The following is a 16,414-nucleotide window of genomic DNA, read 5'->3' as shown; positions in this document are numbered from 1 at the left end:
GCCGCGCACCTACCTGTTCGACGCGAGAGCGACCGCGAGCGAGTCGAGCATCTCTGGCACGAGCGGATGCCGCCCGCTCTCGTGGGCGGCGAGCAGGGCGGCGGCGTCGGCTGAGCGCCGAAGTGCGAACCACGACGCGACGCTGACCCCATGGTCGGGGCGATCGATGACGCGCACAGCGTCTCCGGCGCTGACTTCTCCGGCTGTCACGACGCGGAGATAAGCACCGGGTCGCCCCTCCGCGGCAAATCTCCTGACCCACCCGCGCTCGCCCATGCGGCGGCCGAATGTGGCGCAGGGGGTGCGGGGGCACGTCACTTCGAGCACGACCTGCGCGCCGAGCATCCACCGCTCCCCGATGACCGCGCCCGAGACATCCACTCCACGCGTGCGAACATTCTCGCCGAAGAGGCCGTAGCCGATCTCTCGGCCGAGAAGGCCCGCCCAGTGCTCGGCATCCTCCGAGGCGTAGGCGTAGACGGCTTTCGACAGTCCGCCGTGATACTTGCGGTCGGCCTGCACATCGGCGTAGAGCCCGTACTCGCCGAACCTCACCGGGCCCTCGACCGGCCGCTTGTCTATGCCCGTCACGCCCACCGACCCGGGGTCGGGAAGCAGGCTGTGTACGCGGCAAAGTGATTCGACCAGAGACATGCCGACGATTATGGCACCGCGGGCACTGGCATTCCGGCCCCCGGCGAGGTCGGACCGAGAGCCGGGATAAACTCGGCTCGTGAAGATCGCCGTACTCGCGGGAGGTGTCGGCGGGGCCAAGTTCCTGCGGGGACTCCGCCACCACCTGTCCATCGTCCATCCCGACGGCGACGGCGGCCACACCGACGAGGTGAGCGCCATCGTCAACACCGGTGACGACGTCTGGCTCACGGGCCTCAAGGTGTGCCCCGACCTCGACTCGATCATGTACTCGCTCGCCGGCGCGAACGACGAGGTGCGCGGCTGGGGACGGGCGGGCGAGTCGGAGCGAGTGAGCGCCGAACTCACCGCGTTCGGTGTGGGCTGGCCCTGGTTCACCCTGGGCGATCTCGACCTGGGCACGCACATCGCCCGGTCGCACTTGCTGCGCGAGGGGCTTCGGCTGACCGAGGCGACCGAACGCATCCAGGCCCGCTGGCCGTCGATCGGGGTGCGTCTGCTGCCCGTGACCGACTCCGATGTGCCCACCTTCGTCTCTGTCACCGACGACGGCGTCGATACTCAGATCCACTTCGAGGAGTGGTGGGTGAAGCACCGTGCCAACCTGCCCACGCGGGGCTTCGTGCAGCGGGGTATCGAGGACTCTCACATCACGCCCGAGGCGCGCGACGCCATCCTCGAGGCCGATGTCGTGCTGATCGCACCCTCGAACCCGGTCGTCTCGATCGGCACGACGCTCGACATCCCCGGGGTTCGCGAGGCTCTCGCCGAGACTCGGGCGCCCGTCGTCGGTGTCTCGCCCATCATCGACGGTGCGGCGGTGCGGGGCATGGCCGCCGCCTGCCTGACAGCGATCGGCGTCGGAGTCACCGCCGAGGCCGTGGGGCTGCACTACGGATCCCGCGCCAGCGGCGGCATCCTCGACGCGTGGCTCGTCGACTCCACCGACGCGGCGGCCGTTCCCGCCCTGCACGGAGCGGGAATCCGCTCGCGGCCGGTTCCGCTCTGGATGAACGACGACGAGGTCAGTGGAGTGCTCGCGGCCGCGACTCTGAAGACGGCTCGAGAGCTCGGGGTCTAGTCGAGTCCGAGCCGCCGGTATCGGGCAAGCCGGCTAGTCGCCGGCCGGCCTCTTGAAAGCCGAATGGTCGACCGCCCGCTGGCGCTGCCGGAACCTCTGCGGTTCGAAGGGCAGCGGGTCGGGCTGCTGCGCACCGCTCGCGGGCGACGGGATCTCAGACACCTCTGAGCTGGTGGGCGCCTCGGAAGCCGCAGCCCGGCGAGCCTCGGTGGCGAGCGAAGCAACGTGCCGGGCGGCGAGGACTGTCGCCGCGCGAAGGGCCAGTGCCACGGCAGCGGCGATCAGGCCCGCGGTCACGACGGCCGGTCCGAGCGTATAGATCACTTGAACGGCGACGAAGCCCTCGCTCGACGGCCCTCCCCCGAGACCGAGGCGGCTGACGGACCAGACCTGAGCAGCCACTCCGCCGATGGTCAGCACGGCGGCTACCGCCCAGAGCGCGATCTCGAACGGATTGATACGGGTTCCGCGGTTCATGCACTCACTCTCCCATGTTCCGGGCGCGCGACCAGCCACGCCCGCAGAGCAAGGGCCACGATGATCGCGATGAAGCCCGACGTCAGCACAGATGGCGCCAGGGCGAGAACGGTGTGAACGAGCGCGTAGTCGTAGAGCTCCTTGCAGTTGCCCGCATCGTCGCAGTAGTAGCCTCCGTTGGCGATCGAGAGGGTGCCGTTCGCCCACTGGGTACTCCACACCGCGGCGGCGACGGCGACCAGACCGACGATCCACAATGCGACCTCGAACGGGTTTATCCGGCTGCCTGGTGCATCTTCGGAAGGCTCCATTCCCCGACCATGCCAGCTGCGCGCGTCAGCGGGAAGCCATTGCGCTACTGGCCGAGCACGGCTCTGGCTCGCAGACCGAGGCCGAGGGCTCGCGCGGTCGCCAGATCGTCGGCCGTGTCGATGTCGAGGCGCATCCGGTCGCCCCGGGCGATCTCGAGTTCGAGGTGGCCCGCCTCACGGTGTCGCCGTGCCGAACCCAGGCCGAATCTCGGCACGAGGTCGCGCGGCGACAGCGCGGTCAGCAGCGTGGTTCCTGTTCCGTCTTTGTCGGTGAGCATGCCGAGTGGCGTCTCTGAAGCGAGGTCGAGAGCGGCGGTCACATCGCGCGGCCTGATCGAGGCGAGGTCGCTCATCAGCGCTGCGACGGGCCGGCCCGGGTTGAGTTCCATGGCCGATCGGATGCCCCGGGTGAAGGCGGCGTTGAGGCCGGTTCCCGGATCGCGCCGCACAAGCGCGCCGAGCGCTTCGAAGCGCTCGGAGACCTCGGCGCTCGTGACCACGATGACCCGCACGACGGGCAGCGCAGTGCGCACAGCATCGACGGCGTCGAGCGCGAGAGCCAGCGCGAACTCGGCGCGACGATCCTCGGGGATCTCGGAATCGGCGAGGCCGCCGAGCAGGCGGCTCTTCGCGCCCGCCGTGCCCTTGACGGGCATCACGACGACCCAGTCGCCGGTGGCACTCATCGGGCGTTCCACCGCGAGCGAGCACGCAGCCGAACCCTCGACGGACGAGCGCCCGCAGGATGGCCGCGTCGCGCGTCGGCCAGCCCTTGGCCGTAGCCCTCGGCGAAGCCCTGCGCGTGCGCCTCGTCTGTGCCGAGCCGGAACATGTCGCCCTCGGGCCGTCGCACGAGCGCGCGAGCGGGAGTATCGAGCGAGTCGACCACGAGGCGGGGCAGGCCGCGCACAAGAGCGACCGGCATGCCCGTGGCCTTGCCCTTTACCAGATCTGTGGCCGACGCCAGCTCGTCGCCCGTTGCGGCCTGGGTCACCGACAGCGTCTGCCCGAAGGTGTCGGTGCTGCCGCGCAGGTCGTCGATGACGATCACACCGGCCGCGCCGATAGCCGCATCGATCTGGCCCTCGCGCCACGCCCTGCCGAGCGTGTCGGAGATGACGATGCCGATACGAGCACCGGATGCCTGACGCAGGCCCGCGCAGAGAGCCCGCGCCGACGCATCCGGGTCTTCGGGCAGCAGGAGGACGGTGCCGTCGGGCGTGTTGCTGGCGTCGACCCCCGCCGCAGCCTGAACGATGCCCTGGCGGTTCTCGACGATGCGGGTGACGCCGCCGGGGTACGCGCGCGACGCCACGAGGCGAACCGTCTCGCGGGTGATCGCCTCCTCGCGGTCGGTCGCCGCGATGACCCGGCCCTCTGCCTTCGAGACGATCTTCGACGTGACCACGAGAATATCGCCGTCTTCGAGCGACAACTCCTGAGCATCGAGCGCCGACGCGATCACCGCCACAAGGTCGTCGCCCGGAGAGATCTCGGGAATGCCCTCGACTCCGATCAGCCGGATCTCCGCGGCGTGGGATCGGGCCACTAGCGGTGCAGCTTAGGCAGCACGTCGCGACCGAAGACCTCGATCCACTCCTTCTGATTGCGACCGACGTTGTGCAGGTAGACGCGGTCGAAGCCCAGGTCGATGAAGCTCTGGATGTAGGCGCGGTGCACGTCGGGGTCGCTCGAGATCACGAGGCGGCCCTCGAAGTCTTCGGGGCGCACGAGCTTGGCCATCTGCTCAAGTTCGAACGGCGAGCGGATGTCGCCCTTCGGGAACTTCATGCCACCGTTCGGCCACTCGGTCATGGCGTTGACGAGGGCGATCTCGTCGGTCTCGGCCCACGACATGTGCAGCTGCAGCACACGCGGCATCGTCGATGGGTCTTTGCCTGCCTCGCGCGCGCCCTCCTCGAACTTGGCGAAGAGGCCCTCGATCTTGGCCAGAGGAGCTCCGACGGTGATGAGGCCGTCGACGTGGCGGCCCGCCCGCTTCGCGGTCACCGGGCCTGCCGTGGCGACGAGAATCTCGGGAGCCACGGGCGGCATCGTCCACAGGCGCGTCGACTCGAGCTTGTAGAACTGGCCCGAGTGCTTCACGTCTTTTCCGGCGATCGATGCCGTGAAGAGCTTGTTGATGATCTCGATGGCCTCGAACATGCGGTTGATGCGCTCGGGCGCCTCGGGCCAGTAGCCGCCCACGATGTGCTCGTTCAGGGCCTCACCCGAGCCCAGTCCGAGCCAGTGCCGGCCCGGGTACATGGCACCGAGGGTTGCGGATGCCTGGGCCACCATCGCGGGATGCCAGCGGAACGTCGGGGCGGTGACACCCGGACCGAAGTCGCCGGTGGTTCGCTCGCCGAGGGCCGCGAGGACCTCCCAGACGAAGGCGCTCTGACCCTGCTGCGGAACCCAGGGTTGGAAGTGGTCCGCCGCCATCACGCCTGTGAAGCCGTGCTGTTCGGCGAGCGCCGACAGAGCGACGGCCTCGGTGGGGTGGAACTGCTCGAGCATGGCGGCATAGCCGATGGAGAGATCAGACATGCTTCCATCCTCCCACTCGCGTGTGAAGAACAGGTTTCGAAGATGGCCCTATTGCGTGTTCACGCCTTCTGACTGTTGAGCGCTATTGACTGTTCAGGAAGTCGGCGACGGCGGCCGGCACATATGGCGCGACGTCGCCGCCCAGCGACGACACCTGGCGCACCAGCGAACTCGAGACGTGCGCGTGAGCGGGATCGGGAAGCAGGAAGACCGTTTCGACGCCGGCCAGATTGCGATTCACGATGGCCATCGGCGTCTCGTAGGCCACGTCGACCTGCGAGCGGATTCCCTTGACGAGTGCCCGCGCTCCGACATCGGTGCAGTAGTCGACAAGCAGGCCGACGCTCCACGAGTTGACGACGATGTTCGACGGCAGACCCTCATCGAGAATGGCCTGCTCGATCAGGCGCACCCGCTGCGAGATGGGCAGAAGGGCGGTCTTGGCGGGATTGTGCACCACGAGAACGTGCACCTCGTCGAAGAGGCCCGCGGCTCGCGAGATGACATCGAGATGCCCGAGGGTGACGGGGTCGAAAGACCCGGGAACGACGGCGACACTGCTCATTGTTCGACCCTATCGTTCGATCACTGTGCCGTCAGTGACCTGCCACTGACGGTTGAGACGCACTGTCTCGAGCATGCGGCGGTCGTGGGTGACCAGCAGGAGCGTGCCGTCGTACGACTCGATGGCCTGCTCGAGCTGCTCGATCGCCACGAGATCGAGGTGGTTCGTGGGTTCATCGAGAACGAGAAGGTTGACGCCCGTGGCCTGCAGCAGCGCGAGGCCCGCCCGGGTGCGCTCGCCCGGTGACAGCTCGTCGACCGGGCGCGAGACGTGGTCGGCCTTCAAGCCGAACTTCGCCAGCAGCGTGCGAATCTCGGCGACCGGCCACTCGGGCACCTGCGCTTCGAAACTCGACGCCAGGGTAGCCGAGCCCGCGAGCACGGCCCTGGCCTGGTCGATCTCGCCGATCGCCACGCTCGCGCCGAGACTGGCCATGCCCTCACTCGGTTCTGTGCGACCGAGAAGCAGCCTGAGCAGAGTCGATTTGCCGGCTCCATTCGGGCCCGTGATTCCGATGCGATCACCGGCGTCGACCTGCAGAGAGACGGGTCCGAGCGTGAAGTCTCCCTGGCGCACGACGGCCGCCGAGAGCGTCGACACCACGGAGCTCGACCGGGGTGCCGACCCGATGGTGAACTGCAGCTGCCATTCCTTGCGCGGCTCCTCGACCTCGTCGAGACGGGCGATGCGGCTCTCCATCTGGCGAACCTTCTGGGCCTGCTTCTCGCTCGATTCCACCGAGGCCTTGCGGCGGATCTTGTCGTTGTCGGGCGACTTCTTCATGGCGTTGCGCACGCCCTGACTCGACCATTCGCGTTGGGTGCGGGCTCGTCCGACGAGGTCGGCCTTCTTCTCGGCGAACTCGTCGTATTCTTCGCGGGCGTGCCGCTTCGCCGTCTCGCGCTCGTCGAGGAACGAGTCGTATCCACCGCCGTACACGCGGTTCGTGCCCTGCGCGAGGTCGAGCTCGACGACCCGGGTGACGCTCGACGCCAGAAAAGCCCGGTCGTGGCTCACGAGAACGACTCCCCCGCGCAACCCGCGGATGAAGCCCTCAAGGCGCTCGAGGCCGTCGAGGTCGAGGTCGTTGGTGGGCTCGTCGAGCAGCACGATGTCGAAGCGCGAGAGCAGCAGCGCGGCGAGACCCACCCGAGCGGCCTGCCCTCCCGACAGAGAGGTCATCAGCGCATCGGAGGACAGGGCCAGCCCGAGCTCGGCCAGAACGACGGGCAGGCGGTCGTCGAGGTCGGCGGCTCCGCTGGCCAGCCAGCGTTCCAGCGCGGCTGAGTACACGTCGGCCGGATCGGGTTCGCCCGGCGCGACGCCCGCGGCGTCTCCGAGAGCTGCGGCCGCGGCATCCATCTCGCTCGTCGCAACGGTCGTGCCGGTGCGCCGCCCGACGTACTCGGCGACCGTCTCGCCGGCGACCCGCTCGTGCTCCTGCGGCAGCCAACCGACGAAGGCGTCGCCGGGCGCCAGCGTGACCGTGCCCTCGAGCGGCGCGTCGAGCCCCGCGAGGATGCGCAGCAGCGTGGACTTGCCGGCGCCGTTGGCGCCCACGACACCCACGATGTCGCCAGGCGCGACCGTGAGGTCGAGAGAAGAGAAGAGTGTGCGGTGGCCGTGGCCGCCGGCCAGGCCCTTGGCCACGAGTGTTGCGGTCATAAGTCCATGGTGTCAGGAGCGCGGGCCGCAGGCGAGTTGGGCGGTCAGGGCGGCGTGGTGGCCATGGCTCCGCGCCGCTGGGTGCGGCTTCGACTCGGACTCAGCGCACCATCAAGAGCACATCGCGAACGAGTAGCCGCGCATAATCCTCGTCGACAGGAAGGGCGAAGACGACATGGTGATAGAGCGGTGCGACGATGTGGTCAAGGATCTGCTCGACGGTCGGCGCTTCTTGTCCGCGCCCTGATGCCCGACGCACCATCTCCGCCGCCTGGTCGCGCCGCCGCTCCATCACAGAGCAACTCGAGACGATCTCATCGCGCGCTGCCACCATCGCTCGCAGATACCGTGTGCGGTGTGGCCGCGCGATGTCCTGGGTGATGATGAGTGCCCACTCCGTGAGATCCGTCTCGAGGGCGCCTGTGTCGGGAATCGTGTCGCCCTCTCGCGTCAGCGCCGCGACGGCGACCTCTTCGAGCAGAGCGTCGACGTCGTCCCATCGGCGATAAAGCGTGGTCGGGTTGACTCCTGCGCGCTCGGCGATGAGCGAAAAGGTGACCCTCTCTGTTCCTTCACCGACGAGCTCGCCGACGGCGGTGTAGATCGCATTCAGAACTCTTGCACTCCGACCACCGGGCCGAGTCGACGCTGCAACAGATGACATGATCAAATTATCGCAACAAAATTTGCTTTAACCAATACCGACGCTTATGTTTCTAAAGCAAAGATATTTGCTTTACGACGGAGGTATCGTGCTCTCTCGCCCCATTTCATTCGCGCTCACTGGCCTCGCCGGTGCAGCGACGCTGATCGCCGCATCCGCTCCGTCTCCGCTCTACCCCGTCTACCAACGGCTCTGGGGCTTCTCATCGTTCACATTGACGGTCATCTTCGCGGCCTACGTCGTCGCGTTGCTCGTCGCTTTGCTCACGGTCGGTTCGCTGAGCGACCGGATCGGGCGCCGCCCCGTGGCGTCGGCCTCTCTTGTACTACTGACCCTCGGCATGGTTCTCTTCGCAACGGCCGACAGTACGGGCGCTCTGATAGCGGCGCGACTCGTGCAGGGCTTCGCGGTCGGCGCCGCCACCGGCACCTTCACGGCGATGATCATCGACAAAGCGCCGAGCGCCCGCTCCGGTTCGCTTGTCAGCAGCGCGGTCCCGTCATTGGGAATCGCGTTCGGAGCCGTGCTTGCGGGCGCGCTGGTCGAGTTCGCGCCCTTCCCTCGGCAGCTGGTGTTCTGGATCCTGGCTGTCAGCTATCTGGTCATCGCCGCTCTCATCTGGCTGGTTCCAGAACGCGTCCGGCCAGACAGCCCCACAGCCCGCGCGATCTGGCGGTCTCTCCTGCCGAGCATCGGGCTTCCTCCCGCCACAAGAAGTATCTTCTTCGCCCTTGTCCCGTCGATCGCCGCGACATGGGCCCTAGGCGGCCTATACCTGTCGCTCGGGTCGTCGATCCTCGGCACCGTACTCGGCGTGCAGAGCCACTTCACCATCGGCCTCGTGCTCGGGGTCTTCTTCATCGCCGGTACGGTCGGCACAGCTATCTCGGCATTCCTTCCCCCGCGCCTGGGCACGCTGTTCGGCTACGGAACGCTGATTCTCGGGGTGCTCATCACGATCGCGGCACTCGTCATTGCCGGTACGCCGCTGTATATCGTCGGTTCAGCGATCGCGGGTCTCGGTTTCGGCGCGACCTTCCGCCTCGCCGTCGGCGCGCTGGGTGAGGCAGCTCCGGATGCCGAGCGTGGACAAGTCTTCGCGACGATGTACATTGTCAGCTATATCGCTTTCAGCGTCCCGGCGCTGGTGGCGGGCCTCGCCGTCGAGCGCTTCGGTCTAGAACCCACCGCGGTCGTGTACGGGGCGCTGGATGTCGCTCTGGTTGTGATCGCGATCGTGGCTGGTCTCGTCAGGGCCCGTCGTCAGACTGCGGGGGTTCCGGATGGCGCCAGCGCCTCCTCGCCACAGCCCGTTTCGCGCTAACCGATCAGTGGTTCACCAAACCACGCCACACGACGCACATGCCCGCAAGACGCTCGGACAAGAACGCCTCGACCGCTGCCGCGTCGCAGCGCCTGCACAGTTATTGGGATGCCCGCCAGGTGCCTCTCTGCGACACGACCAAGCGTCTCGTATCCCATGTGTTCCGAGACGGTTAGGTTACGAGACACCGGAACGCTCAGCCAGTAGCCCGTAGGTGCCCGTTAGACGATCGTCTAACGTGCACCTTGGACGGGCGACGCACGTTCGTACCTGAGGGGCCTAAATGGTGTGACTAGAGCAACTTGGCACTCTCGAAAGCATGGACGGCGTGCAAGCACACTTTGGGTGCGGGAGCAATGCTTCGATCGGTATCTCGGAGTCGTCTCACACTGAAGGAGGGGAACGGCGGTCGTCTAGATTTCGCCGATCGCGCAGGACGAACCGGGGGCCAGAAAATGCACGTGGACGTCGAAAGTACAGAAGCTAATTTGCGGGTCGCTTTCAAGCACGTGGCCGCCGGTGACACGCAAGCATTCAGCCGTCTCTACGACCAGCTGGCGAACGCCAGCTACTCCGTGTGCACGGAAATAGACGCCGCGGGCAGAGACAGAATCATGCTTGCGACCTGGATGTTCGTCTGGGTGAACGCCGCATCTCTCTACGCCATGAACAAGCCCGTTGAGGCTCTCGTTCTTTCCGTCGCGCGCGACGTCGGCGCGGCCGGATTGAACAGCCGAGACCGGAATCTCTAGCAGTCAAACTAGGCCCCATGGGGTGACGCAAAACGTGTCAGCAGGACGGCGGTTCTACGGGCAATAGTGGATGTCTCGGAGATTAGATGCCCGTTGAGGGGTGATCTTACGGGCACTCACTCGTCGGCGCGGAGTGAAGGGCGCGCTGAGGGATCCCTCAGCGAGCACCTGGGCTGGTAGCACGGATTGATGGTTGAAGGCCGGCTGCCTTTCCGTGCTTGGCCTTCGAATCGTGTGCGAGCTCGACGAGCTTTCACGATAGTTACTACGCCAGCTGCGGCAATGAATGTCGAACACAGAAAAGCGAGCCAGGCCAACACGTTCGCTGGGTCTGAAACACTCAAGCCAGGGCGTAGTGCCCGCTGCGGGATCGGCTAACGGGCGCCTTGCCTTCAACGGTACGGTCGTGAAATGACTTCTCCCGATGATGCTAGCCAGACTCTAGATGCTGCCGAAGACGAGCTGTTGGCTGCCATGCGTTCGAGCGACCTTGTCGCGTTGGACAAGTTGATCTCTGATGACCTGATTTTTGTTGGGCCTCAAGGGCACGCCATCACCAAAGAGGCCGACCTGGAGTCACATCGCACGGGAACGACCAACTTTGAACGGATCGATGAACTGGAACGGCGCTCTGTCACGACGGGTGGACGCGGCACTACTGATACGGAAGCCACCGCAGTGCTACGTGTAGATGGTGCACCGATTCAGATGCGCTTGCTCTGGCACCGCGAATGGCAAACCGTCGATGGGCAATGGAAAGTTGTCGGAGGTTCCGTTGTGGGGATTGAATAGCGCCCTGACATCCATCTATCCGTTGATATGCCGTTGCCCGTTAACGGATCCCTCAGCGGGCGCAACTCTGCCATTCGAAGCTCACCTTCGCGGCAGGCGTCAGCTCAGCAGCAAGCGCAACGCTGAGGTCCCTTCCCTGAGCTGTCCATCGCTCTTCATCGGCCGAGCTGCTCCAGCCTCGCTCGGGCGAGAACCTTGTCCGCCAAAGCTCCATCCACGTCTTTAAGTCGGAGGTGAGTGAACTGGAGAGATTCAGGTCAGTTGGCGTGAGTGCGTAATTTTGGCCGCCGTCTTCCCACAAGGGCCAGTTATGGCCCCAGTCGGGAAACATTCGGATCAATCTGATCGGCATTGATCGAGTTTACGTCTGCACGAATTAACGTCATAGTGCCCGTAAGACGGTCCCTCAACGGGCACTTCACATTCAATCGCGATGCCGCGCCCGCGTGGTTGTTGGGATGCCCGTTTACCCCGCCCGACTTAGTTGCCCGGAAGGGTGCCCTATCTGCAACACGATTTAGCATCTCGAAACCCTTGGGATAGGAGACGTGACCTTCTCTGGTGTGCAGCGATGACGACCCATATCCGTTCAGTGCAGCCTATGTCGCCGACGCCTCCGAGGCGCCGAGTTGCACCGCCAGCTCCATGGAGCGCAGACGTGCCGGAGAGAAGTCATAGGGCATGCTCCGGATGATCTCCGCCGCGTTCTTCGCACGAGAGCCTCCTGTCACGTCGGACGCCGGCTCGGCGTTCTCAATCGGGTGCAGTTCGTCCCAGGTGTCGAAGAGAGCATCGTCCTCCTCCGCCTGGCCGGACTCCTCGATGACGCGCATCAGCGAGGTCTCGAACGCGTGCCGCTCGGCTGCCGCCTCTGCCACCTGGGGACTGTCGACGGCGACCGTGTCGTCCAAGGCTTCCTCGGTTGCATCGACGCGGTCGGACTCCGCTCGCAGTGCCGGATCGCGGGCGAGGGCGAGGAAGCGGCCGGCCTGAACGGCAGCGCCGAGTGGACCGAAGATCCGCTCTGTGACCAGCAGCGCGTCAAGGTCGTCTTGGCGCAGCGAGTCCTCAGGTGCGTCCTCGAGGCGGCCGGAAACGAGATCGTCGAGCAACCCAAGGCGACTACCTAGTGCTCGCATCCGTTGTACCGAAGCGCGCTTGCGCTGCAGCTCGGCTTCCTGCTCGGCGAGAGCGTCCTCCAATCGCTCAAGGACGCCCGCGACCTCGTCCTCGTCGTCAGCAGCCCTCGGCGCGGCGCCGTCGAAGGCGTCGCGGATGTCGTCGAGCGCGATCCCGGCGTCGGCCATGCGGCGGATCCAGAGCAGGCGGATGATCTCCTCGTATCCGTAGCGACGGCGGCCATCGCCGCCCCGCTCCCGCTCGGGCAACAGCCCGACCTGGTGGTAGTGGCGGATCGTGCGCGGAGTGACGCCGACGAACGCCGCGGCGTCGCCGATGAGAACCTGTAGAGGTGGGGTCGGGAAAGCGTGCATGGAGGACCTCTCGGAGTGGGACGGGGACATGCTTCCAGCAGATCACATGACGCTGCGGCAGGTGCAAGCTGGCGGCGCCCGGGCATCCCGGCTTTGCTCTCCGGCGCGCACTCAGCTCTTGACGAGGAACTCCGCCTCGACCTCGCGCAGCCGCCTGTCGAGCGCCTCGCGAATGGCCGGGTGCTGCACGAATCCGGGATCGTCGTCGATGATCAGCGACGCCGCCATGCGCGCGTCGACAATGAGGTCGCCGTCGGTGGTGACTCGAAGCAGGCGCAGGCTGGACTTGCCGCCCGACTGGTTGCGGCCCAGCACATTGCCCTCGCGGCGCAGCTCGAGGTCGACCTGGGCGAGCTCGAAGCCGTCGAGCGTGGATGCGACGGCGTCGACCCGTTGTCGGGCGACGCTCTCGAGCTCGGCGTTCGTGACCAGCAGGCACAGGCCGGGCACTCCCCCGCGCCCGACGCGGCCCCGCAGCTGATGCAGTTGCGAGACGCCGAACCGCTCGGCATCCATCACGACCATCGTCGAGGCGTTCGGCACGTCGACGCCGACCTCGATAACCGTGGTCGCGACAATGATGTCGAGCGAGCCATCGGCGAAGGCGCGCATCACCGCCTCTTTCTCGTCGCTCGGCATGCGGCCGTGCAGCGGCGCCACTCGAGCGCCGGCGAGCGCCGGGTTCGCCTTGACGAGTGCCGTGATGGCCTCGACGGATGCGACGGGCCGGGCCGGGCCCGTCGCCTCGGCCGGTTCGTCGACCGGCTCATCGCCTGCCGGATCTTCGCTCGCTGCCGCGTCGATGGCCGGACACACGACGAACGCCTGACGCCCGAGTGCGAGCTCTTCGGCCATGCGGGTCCAGATGCGGGCGCTCCATGTGGGCTTCTCGGCGAGAGGAACGACGAACGTCTCGATGCCCTGGCGCCCGGCGGGGAGCTCGGCGATGGTCGAGACGTCGAGGTCGCCGAAGACGGTCATGGCCACGGTGCGGGGAATGGGCGTGGCCGTCAACACCAGCACATGTGGCGGGGTTGCGCCCTTGCGGCGCAGGTCGTCGCGTTGGTCGACGCCGAAGCGGTGCTGCTCGTCGACGACGACCAGTCCGAGGTCGTAGAACGTGACCTTGTCGCCGAGCAGCGCGTGCGTGCCCACGACGATGCGCGCCTGACCCGAGACCATGCGCAGCAGCGCCTTTCGCCGATCGGCGGTGGGCATCTGACCGGTGTGCAGCGTGGGAATGAGCTCTGCGGCGAGGTCGGGGCCGAGAGCACGCACGATGGAGCGCAGGTGCTGCGACGCAAGGACCTCGGTCGGCGCGAGCAGGGCCGACTGCCCGCCCGAGTCGGCGGTGGCCAGCATGGCCCTGAGCGCCACGATGGTCTTACCCGAGCCGACCTCGCCCTGCACCAGCCTGTTCATAGGCTCGTTGCGTGCCATGTCGTCGGCGATCTCGCGGCCCACCAGCTGCTGGTCGCCCGTGAGGGTGAAGGCCAGCTGCTTGTCGAAGCGTTCGAGGAAGCCGCCCGGCTTCGGCACGCGGGGCACAGCCTCGTGCTGGTGGGCGAGGCGGCGCTGCTCGAGCAGGGCCGCCTGAAGAACGAAGGCCTCGTGAAAGCGCAGGGCGTCGCGCGCCCGCTGCCAGTCGGAGGTCTTGGTGGGCCGATGGACGAGCTCGAGCGCCTGCCGGTAAGAGAGGAGGCCGCGTTCGTCGGCGACGTCGGCCGGAACGGGGTCGGGAACATCGCCGAGCCCGTCGAGGATGAGCGCCACCGTGCTGGCGATCTGCCAACTGGCGATGCTGCCACTCGCGGGGTAGATGGGAATGGGCTGCTCGAGCCACTTCGAGGTGGCGGCCGCGCCGTCTTTGAGTTGGATGTCGTCGAACATCTCGTAGTCGGGGTGCGCGAGCTGCAGGGCGCCCCGATAGTCGGACACCTTGCCGGTGAAGATGCCGCGAGCGCCGACGGGCAGCTGAGCCTCGCGCCATGCCTGGTTGAAGAAGGTGAGGGTCAAGAAGCCCTGGCCGTCGGAGATGCTCACCTCGAGGATCGAGCCGTGGCGCGACTTCATCGTGCGCTTCTTGACGGTGCGCACCTCGGCCACGATCGTGACGTTCTCGCCGAGCGGCAACTGGTCGAGCGCAGTGAGCTCTCCGCGCTTCACGTAACGGCGGGGGTAGTGGCTCAGCAGATCGCCGACGGTGACGATGCCGAGCGTCTTGGCGAGTGGAGTAGCCGTCTTGCCGCCCAGGCTGCCGGAGGTGAGCTTGGCATCGAGGATGCTGCCGCCGTGCGGCGAGACAGTATCCGGCGCGGTCATACGGCGATTCTAGGTGCGACCGCCGACACGGATAACATGCAGGCATGATCCGTTCGTGCGTCTCCGCTCGCTGTCAGGGAGTGTTCGCATGACCCGCATCATCGCCGGATACGCCGGGTCGAGGCGCATCGCCGTTCCCCGCTCGGGCACCCGACCGACCAGCGACCGCGTGCGCGAGGCCGTCTTCTCCGCGCTCGAGGCCCGCGATGTTCTCCCCGGCTCGACAGTGCTCGACCTCTACGCCGGGTCAGGCGCGCTGGGGCTCGAGGCGGCCAGTCGCGGCGCCGCCACGGTCATTCTCGTGGAGAAGAACCCGGCAGCGGCCAAGGTCTGCCGCGAGAACGCTCGCCTTCTTCAGCAGGGAGCGCCGAGGCCGGCTCCTCGCATCGACGTGCAGGCGAGCTCGGTGTCGAGCTACCTCGGGGCGTCGGCCGACCGCGGCATCGTCGACATCGTCTTCATCGACCCGCCCTACGAGCTGGGCGACGACGAGCTCGCCCAGAATCTCGACGCCCTCGTCGGCCACCTCTCCCCCGATGCGGTGGTGGTCGTCGAGCGCAGCGCACGCTCGCCACAGCCGACGCTGCCCGAGGGCCTCGAACTCGACCGCCGCAAGCACTACGGCGAGACGACCCTGTGGTGGATCTCTCCCGTCTGAGTCACTAGCCCGCCGCGCCGTCCCAGTCGGCGTAGGGGTCCCATCCGCCGGGGCGTTCGTAAGCCGCCCCTCCGACCGTCACGGCACGCGCGCCCCGCTGCCGAACCGTTCCTATGACCCGGAATCCCTCCGGGGCGCGGCCTGCGGGGAACGTCGCCAAGAGCGAATGGTCCTCTCCCCCGGTCAGCACGAAGTCCGCGGCGCGACGCCCGACGACAGGGTCGATCGCGACGAGCCCGGCCGCTTCCGCGTCGATCGCGTGGGCGTACAACTCGATCGTCACCTCGCTCGCGTCCGCGATGCGTGACGCGTCGAGCACCAGCCCGTCCGACACATCCAACATCGCCGTGGCCCCGGCGTCGGATGCGGCGACACCCAGCCCGATCGGCGATCGAGGCGCGACCTGTTCGCTCACAAGCTCCGGATGCTCGTGGCGCACGACGCGCGCCCGTCGCGCGTCGGGCTCCCGCCCGCCCTCGGCATCCGCGTCTGTGGAGCCGTCTCGATACAGGAGCCAGACCCCGGCGCCCGCGAGGCCGAGCGACCCGGCGATCGCGAGGTCGTCGCCGACCGCGGCGCCGGAGCGCACGACGGGGTCGCGGCCCTCGAGATCGCCGATCGCCGTCACGGTGATGGTCAGCGCCCCGGCCGTCGACAGGTCGCCGCCGACGACGCCGCACCCCGGGGCGAGGTCGGCGCACGCGTCGCGCATGCCGTCGGCGAACTGCTCGAGCACGGCGACGGGGGTGTCGGCTGGGGCGGCGAGGGCGACGAGCAGCGCGGTCGGGACGGCGCCCATGGCGGCAACGTCGGCGAGGTTCGAGACGGCGGCCTTCCAGCCGAGCTCATAGGGCGTCGACCAGGCGAGCCTGAAGTCGGGGCCCTGCACCATCATGTCGGTGGTCAGAACGGTCCGCCCGTCGGGGGCGGCCACCACCGCCGCGTCATCTCCGGGCCCGAGAAGCTCCCCCCGGGTTCGAGGCAGGCGGCGCACGATGCGGCGCAGCGTCTCGCGCTCGCCGAGTGAGGTCACGGTCTCGCCGGGGGCGGAGACGGGCAGGGCGGAGGACGGCCGACCGTCGGGCTGCGCGGAGGTTTCTGTCACC

The 16,414-nt window shown here is 67.3% G+C and carries 18 protein-coding genes; 6 read left to right on the top strand and 12 right to left on the bottom strand.

Annotation, left to right across the window (positions count from 1 at the left end; genetic code table 11):
* Positions 1 to 9 precede the first annotated feature (9 nt).
* Complete coding sequence (locus ASF79_RS04305; protein ID WP_055852240.1) at positions 10 to 654, bottom strand: MOSC domain-containing protein; 645 nt, start codon at positions 652 to 654, stop codon at positions 10 to 12.
* Between the two features lie 79 nt (positions 655 to 733).
* Here ASF79_RS04305 and cofD point away from each other — a divergent pair, with 79 nt between their 5' ends.
* Complete coding sequence (gene cofD / locus ASF79_RS04300; protein ID WP_055852236.1) at positions 734 to 1,735, top strand: 2-phospho-L-lactate transferase; 1,002 nt, start codon at positions 734 to 736, stop codon at positions 1,733 to 1,735.
* A gap of 33 nt (positions 1,736 to 1,768) precedes the next feature.
* On the opposite strand, the gene ASF79_RS04295 is transcribed toward cofD, so the two are convergent.
* From ASF79_RS04295 to ASF79_RS04260, 8 genes are all read right to left on the bottom strand, one after another.
* Positions 1,769 to 2,212, bottom strand: coding sequence for a hypothetical protein (locus ASF79_RS04295; protein WP_055852233.1), 444 nt, complete (start codon positions 2,210 to 2,212; stop codon positions 1,769 to 1,771).
* Positions 2,209 to 2,523 carry a hypothetical protein gene (locus ASF79_RS04290; RefSeq protein WP_156366157.1) on the bottom strand — a complete coding sequence of 105 codons (315 nt, stop codon included), beginning with the start codon at positions 2,521 to 2,523 and terminating at the stop codon, positions 2,209 to 2,211. The genes ASF79_RS04295 and ASF79_RS04290 overlap by 4 nt, the downstream gene beginning before the upstream one ends.
* 44 nt (positions 2,524 to 2,567) lie before the next feature.
* Positions 2,568 to 3,209 (bottom strand): 2-phospho-L-lactate guanylyltransferase, encoded by a 642-nt coding sequence (gene cofC / locus ASF79_RS04285; RefSeq protein ID WP_055852228.1) that lies wholly within the window; start codon positions 3,207 to 3,209, stop codon positions 2,568 to 2,570.
* Positions 3,206 to 4,072 carry a coenzyme F420-0:L-glutamate ligase gene (locus tag ASF79_RS04280; protein WP_156366156.1) on the bottom strand — a complete coding sequence of 289 codons (867 nt, stop codon included), beginning with the start codon at positions 4,070 to 4,072 and terminating at the stop codon, positions 3,206 to 3,208. The genes cofC and ASF79_RS04280 overlap by 4 nt, the downstream gene beginning before the upstream one ends.
* Positions 4,072 to 5,073: a TIGR03557 family F420-dependent LLM class oxidoreductase gene (locus ASF79_RS04275; protein ID WP_044442178.1), complete on the bottom strand. Its 1,002-nt coding sequence runs from the start codon at positions 5,071 to 5,073 to the stop codon at positions 4,072 to 4,074. Before ASF79_RS04275 ends, ASF79_RS04280 begins: the two co-directional genes overlap by 1 nt.
* A gap of 82 nt (positions 5,074 to 5,155) precedes the next feature.
* Entirely contained in the window at positions 5,156 to 5,638 is a 483-nt protein-coding gene (gene coaD / locus ASF79_RS04270) for a pantetheine-phosphate adenylyltransferase (protein ID WP_055775033.1), read from the bottom strand.
* Between the two features lie 9 nt (positions 5,639 to 5,647).
* Positions 5,648 to 7,303 (bottom strand): ABC-F family ATP-binding cassette domain-containing protein, encoded by a 1,656-nt coding sequence (locus ASF79_RS04265; RefSeq protein WP_055852225.1) that lies wholly within the window; start codon positions 7,301 to 7,303, stop codon positions 5,648 to 5,650.
* 100 nt (positions 7,304 to 7,403) lie between these two features.
* A complete protein-coding gene (locus ASF79_RS04260; protein ID WP_055852223.1) occupies positions 7,404 to 7,967 on the bottom strand; it encodes a TetR/AcrR family transcriptional regulator in 564 nt (187 codons plus the stop codon).
* A gap of 88 nt (positions 7,968 to 8,055) precedes the next feature.
* Here ASF79_RS04260 and ASF79_RS04255 point away from each other — a divergent pair, with 88 nt between their 5' ends.
* From ASF79_RS04255 to ASF79_RS04245, 4 genes are all read left to right on the top strand, one after another.
* Positions 8,056 to 9,291: an MFS transporter gene (locus ASF79_RS04255; protein WP_055852220.1), complete on the top strand. Its 1,236-nt coding sequence runs from the start codon at positions 8,056 to 8,058 to the stop codon at positions 9,289 to 9,291.
* A 38-nt stretch (positions 9,292 to 9,329) separates the two neighbouring features.
* Entirely contained in the window at positions 9,330 to 9,467 is a 138-nt protein-coding gene (locus ASF79_RS17290; protein ID WP_156366155.1) for a hypothetical protein, read from the top strand.
* A gap of 285 nt (positions 9,468 to 9,752) precedes the next feature.
* Positions 9,753 to 10,043, top strand: coding sequence for a hypothetical protein (locus ASF79_RS04250; RefSeq protein ID WP_162239063.1), 291 nt, complete (start codon positions 9,753 to 9,755; stop codon positions 10,041 to 10,043).
* A gap of 411 nt (positions 10,044 to 10,454) precedes the next feature.
* Positions 10,455 to 10,835, top strand: coding sequence for a nuclear transport factor 2 family protein (locus tag ASF79_RS04245; RefSeq protein ID WP_055775054.1), 381 nt, complete (start codon positions 10,455 to 10,457; stop codon positions 10,833 to 10,835).
* Positions 10,836 to 11,434: 599 nt separating this feature from the next.
* Here the strand turns inward: ASF79_RS04245 and ASF79_RS04235 are convergent.
* Both ASF79_RS04235 and ASF79_RS04230 read right to left on the bottom strand, forming a co-directional pair.
* Positions 11,435 to 12,328, bottom strand: coding sequence for a helix-turn-helix domain-containing protein (locus ASF79_RS04235; RefSeq protein ID WP_055853138.1), 894 nt, complete (start codon positions 12,326 to 12,328; stop codon positions 11,435 to 11,437).
* Positions 12,329 to 12,439: 111 nt separating this feature from the next.
* Positions 12,440 to 14,650, bottom strand: coding sequence for an ATP-dependent DNA helicase RecG (locus ASF79_RS04230; protein ID WP_055852210.1), 2,211 nt, complete (start codon positions 14,648 to 14,650; stop codon positions 12,440 to 12,442).
* Positions 14,651 to 14,738: 88 nt separating this feature from the next.
* Between ASF79_RS04230 and rsmD the strand changes: the two genes are divergently transcribed.
* On the top strand, positions 14,739 to 15,308 hold the full coding sequence (rsmD, locus tag ASF79_RS04225) for a 16S rRNA (guanine(966)-N(2))-methyltransferase RsmD (RefSeq protein ID WP_055852207.1): 570 nt from the start codon (positions 14,739 to 14,741) through the stop codon (positions 15,306 to 15,308).
* A gap of 4 nt (positions 15,309 to 15,312) precedes the next feature.
* Here the strand turns inward: rsmD and ASF79_RS04220 are convergent, their stop codons facing one another.
* Entirely contained in the window at positions 15,313 to 16,413 is a 1,101-nt protein-coding gene (locus tag ASF79_RS04220; RefSeq protein WP_442853848.1) for a thiamine-phosphate kinase, read from the bottom strand.
* Position 16,414: the final 1 nt, after the last annotated feature.

Origin of the sequence: Agreia sp. Leaf335 (genome assembly GCF_001423605.1) — a bacterium.
GTDB lineage: Bacteria > Actinomycetota > Actinomycetes > Actinomycetales > Microbacteriaceae > Agreia.
The sequence above is the reverse complement of the archived record's forward strand: the minus strand, read 5'-3'. Positions and strand labels throughout refer to the sequence as shown.

Bases quoted from the DNA above. Each gene is read 5' to 3' on its own strand.
- cofC (WP_055852228.1), bottom strand. From the start codon at position 3,209: ATGAGTGCCACCGGCGACTGGGTCGTCGTGATGCCCGTCAAGGGCACG.
- coaD (WP_055775033.1), bottom strand. From the start codon at position 5,638: ATGAGCAGTGTCGCCGTCGTTCCCGGGTCTTTCGACCCCGTCACCCTC.
- ASF79_RS17290 (WP_156366155.1), top strand. From the start codon at position 9,330: ATGCCCGCAAGACGCTCGGACAAGAACGCCTCGACCGCTGCCGCGTCG.
- ASF79_RS04305 (WP_055852240.1), bottom strand. From the start codon at position 654: ATGTCTCTGGTCGAATCACTTTGCCGCGTACACAGCCTGCTTCCCGAC.
- ASF79_RS04245 (WP_055775054.1), top strand. From the start codon at position 10,455: ATGACTTCTCCCGATGATGCTAGCCAGACTCTAGATGCTGCCGAAGAC.
- ASF79_RS04290 (WP_156366157.1), bottom strand. From the start codon at position 2,523: ATGGAGCCTTCCGAAGATGCACCAGGCAGCCGGATAAACCCGTTCGAG.
- ASF79_RS04260 (WP_055852223.1), bottom strand. From the start codon at position 7,967: ATGTCATCTGTTGCAGCGTCGACTCGGCCCGGTGGTCGGAGTGCAAGA.
- rsmD (WP_055852207.1), top strand. From the start codon at position 14,739: ATGACCCGCATCATCGCCGGATACGCCGGGTCGAGGCGCATCGCCGTT.
- ASF79_RS04275 (WP_044442178.1), bottom strand. From the start codon at position 5,073: ATGTCTGATCTCTCCATCGGCTATGCCGCCATGCTCGAGCAGTTCCAC.
- ASF79_RS04295 (WP_055852233.1), bottom strand. From the start codon at position 2,212: ATGAACCGCGGAACCCGTATCAATCCGTTCGAGATCGCGCTCTGGGCG.
- ASF79_RS04265 (WP_055852225.1), bottom strand. From the start codon at position 7,303: ATGACCGCAACACTCGTGGCCAAGGGCCTGGCCGGCGGCCACGGCCAC.
- ASF79_RS04230 (WP_055852210.1), bottom strand. From the start codon at position 14,650: ATGACCGCGCCGGATACTGTCTCGCCGCACGGCGGCAGCATCCTCGAT.
- ASF79_RS04235 (WP_055853138.1), bottom strand. From the start codon at position 12,328: ATGCACGCTTTCCCGACCCCACCTCTACAGGTTCTCATCGGCGACGCC.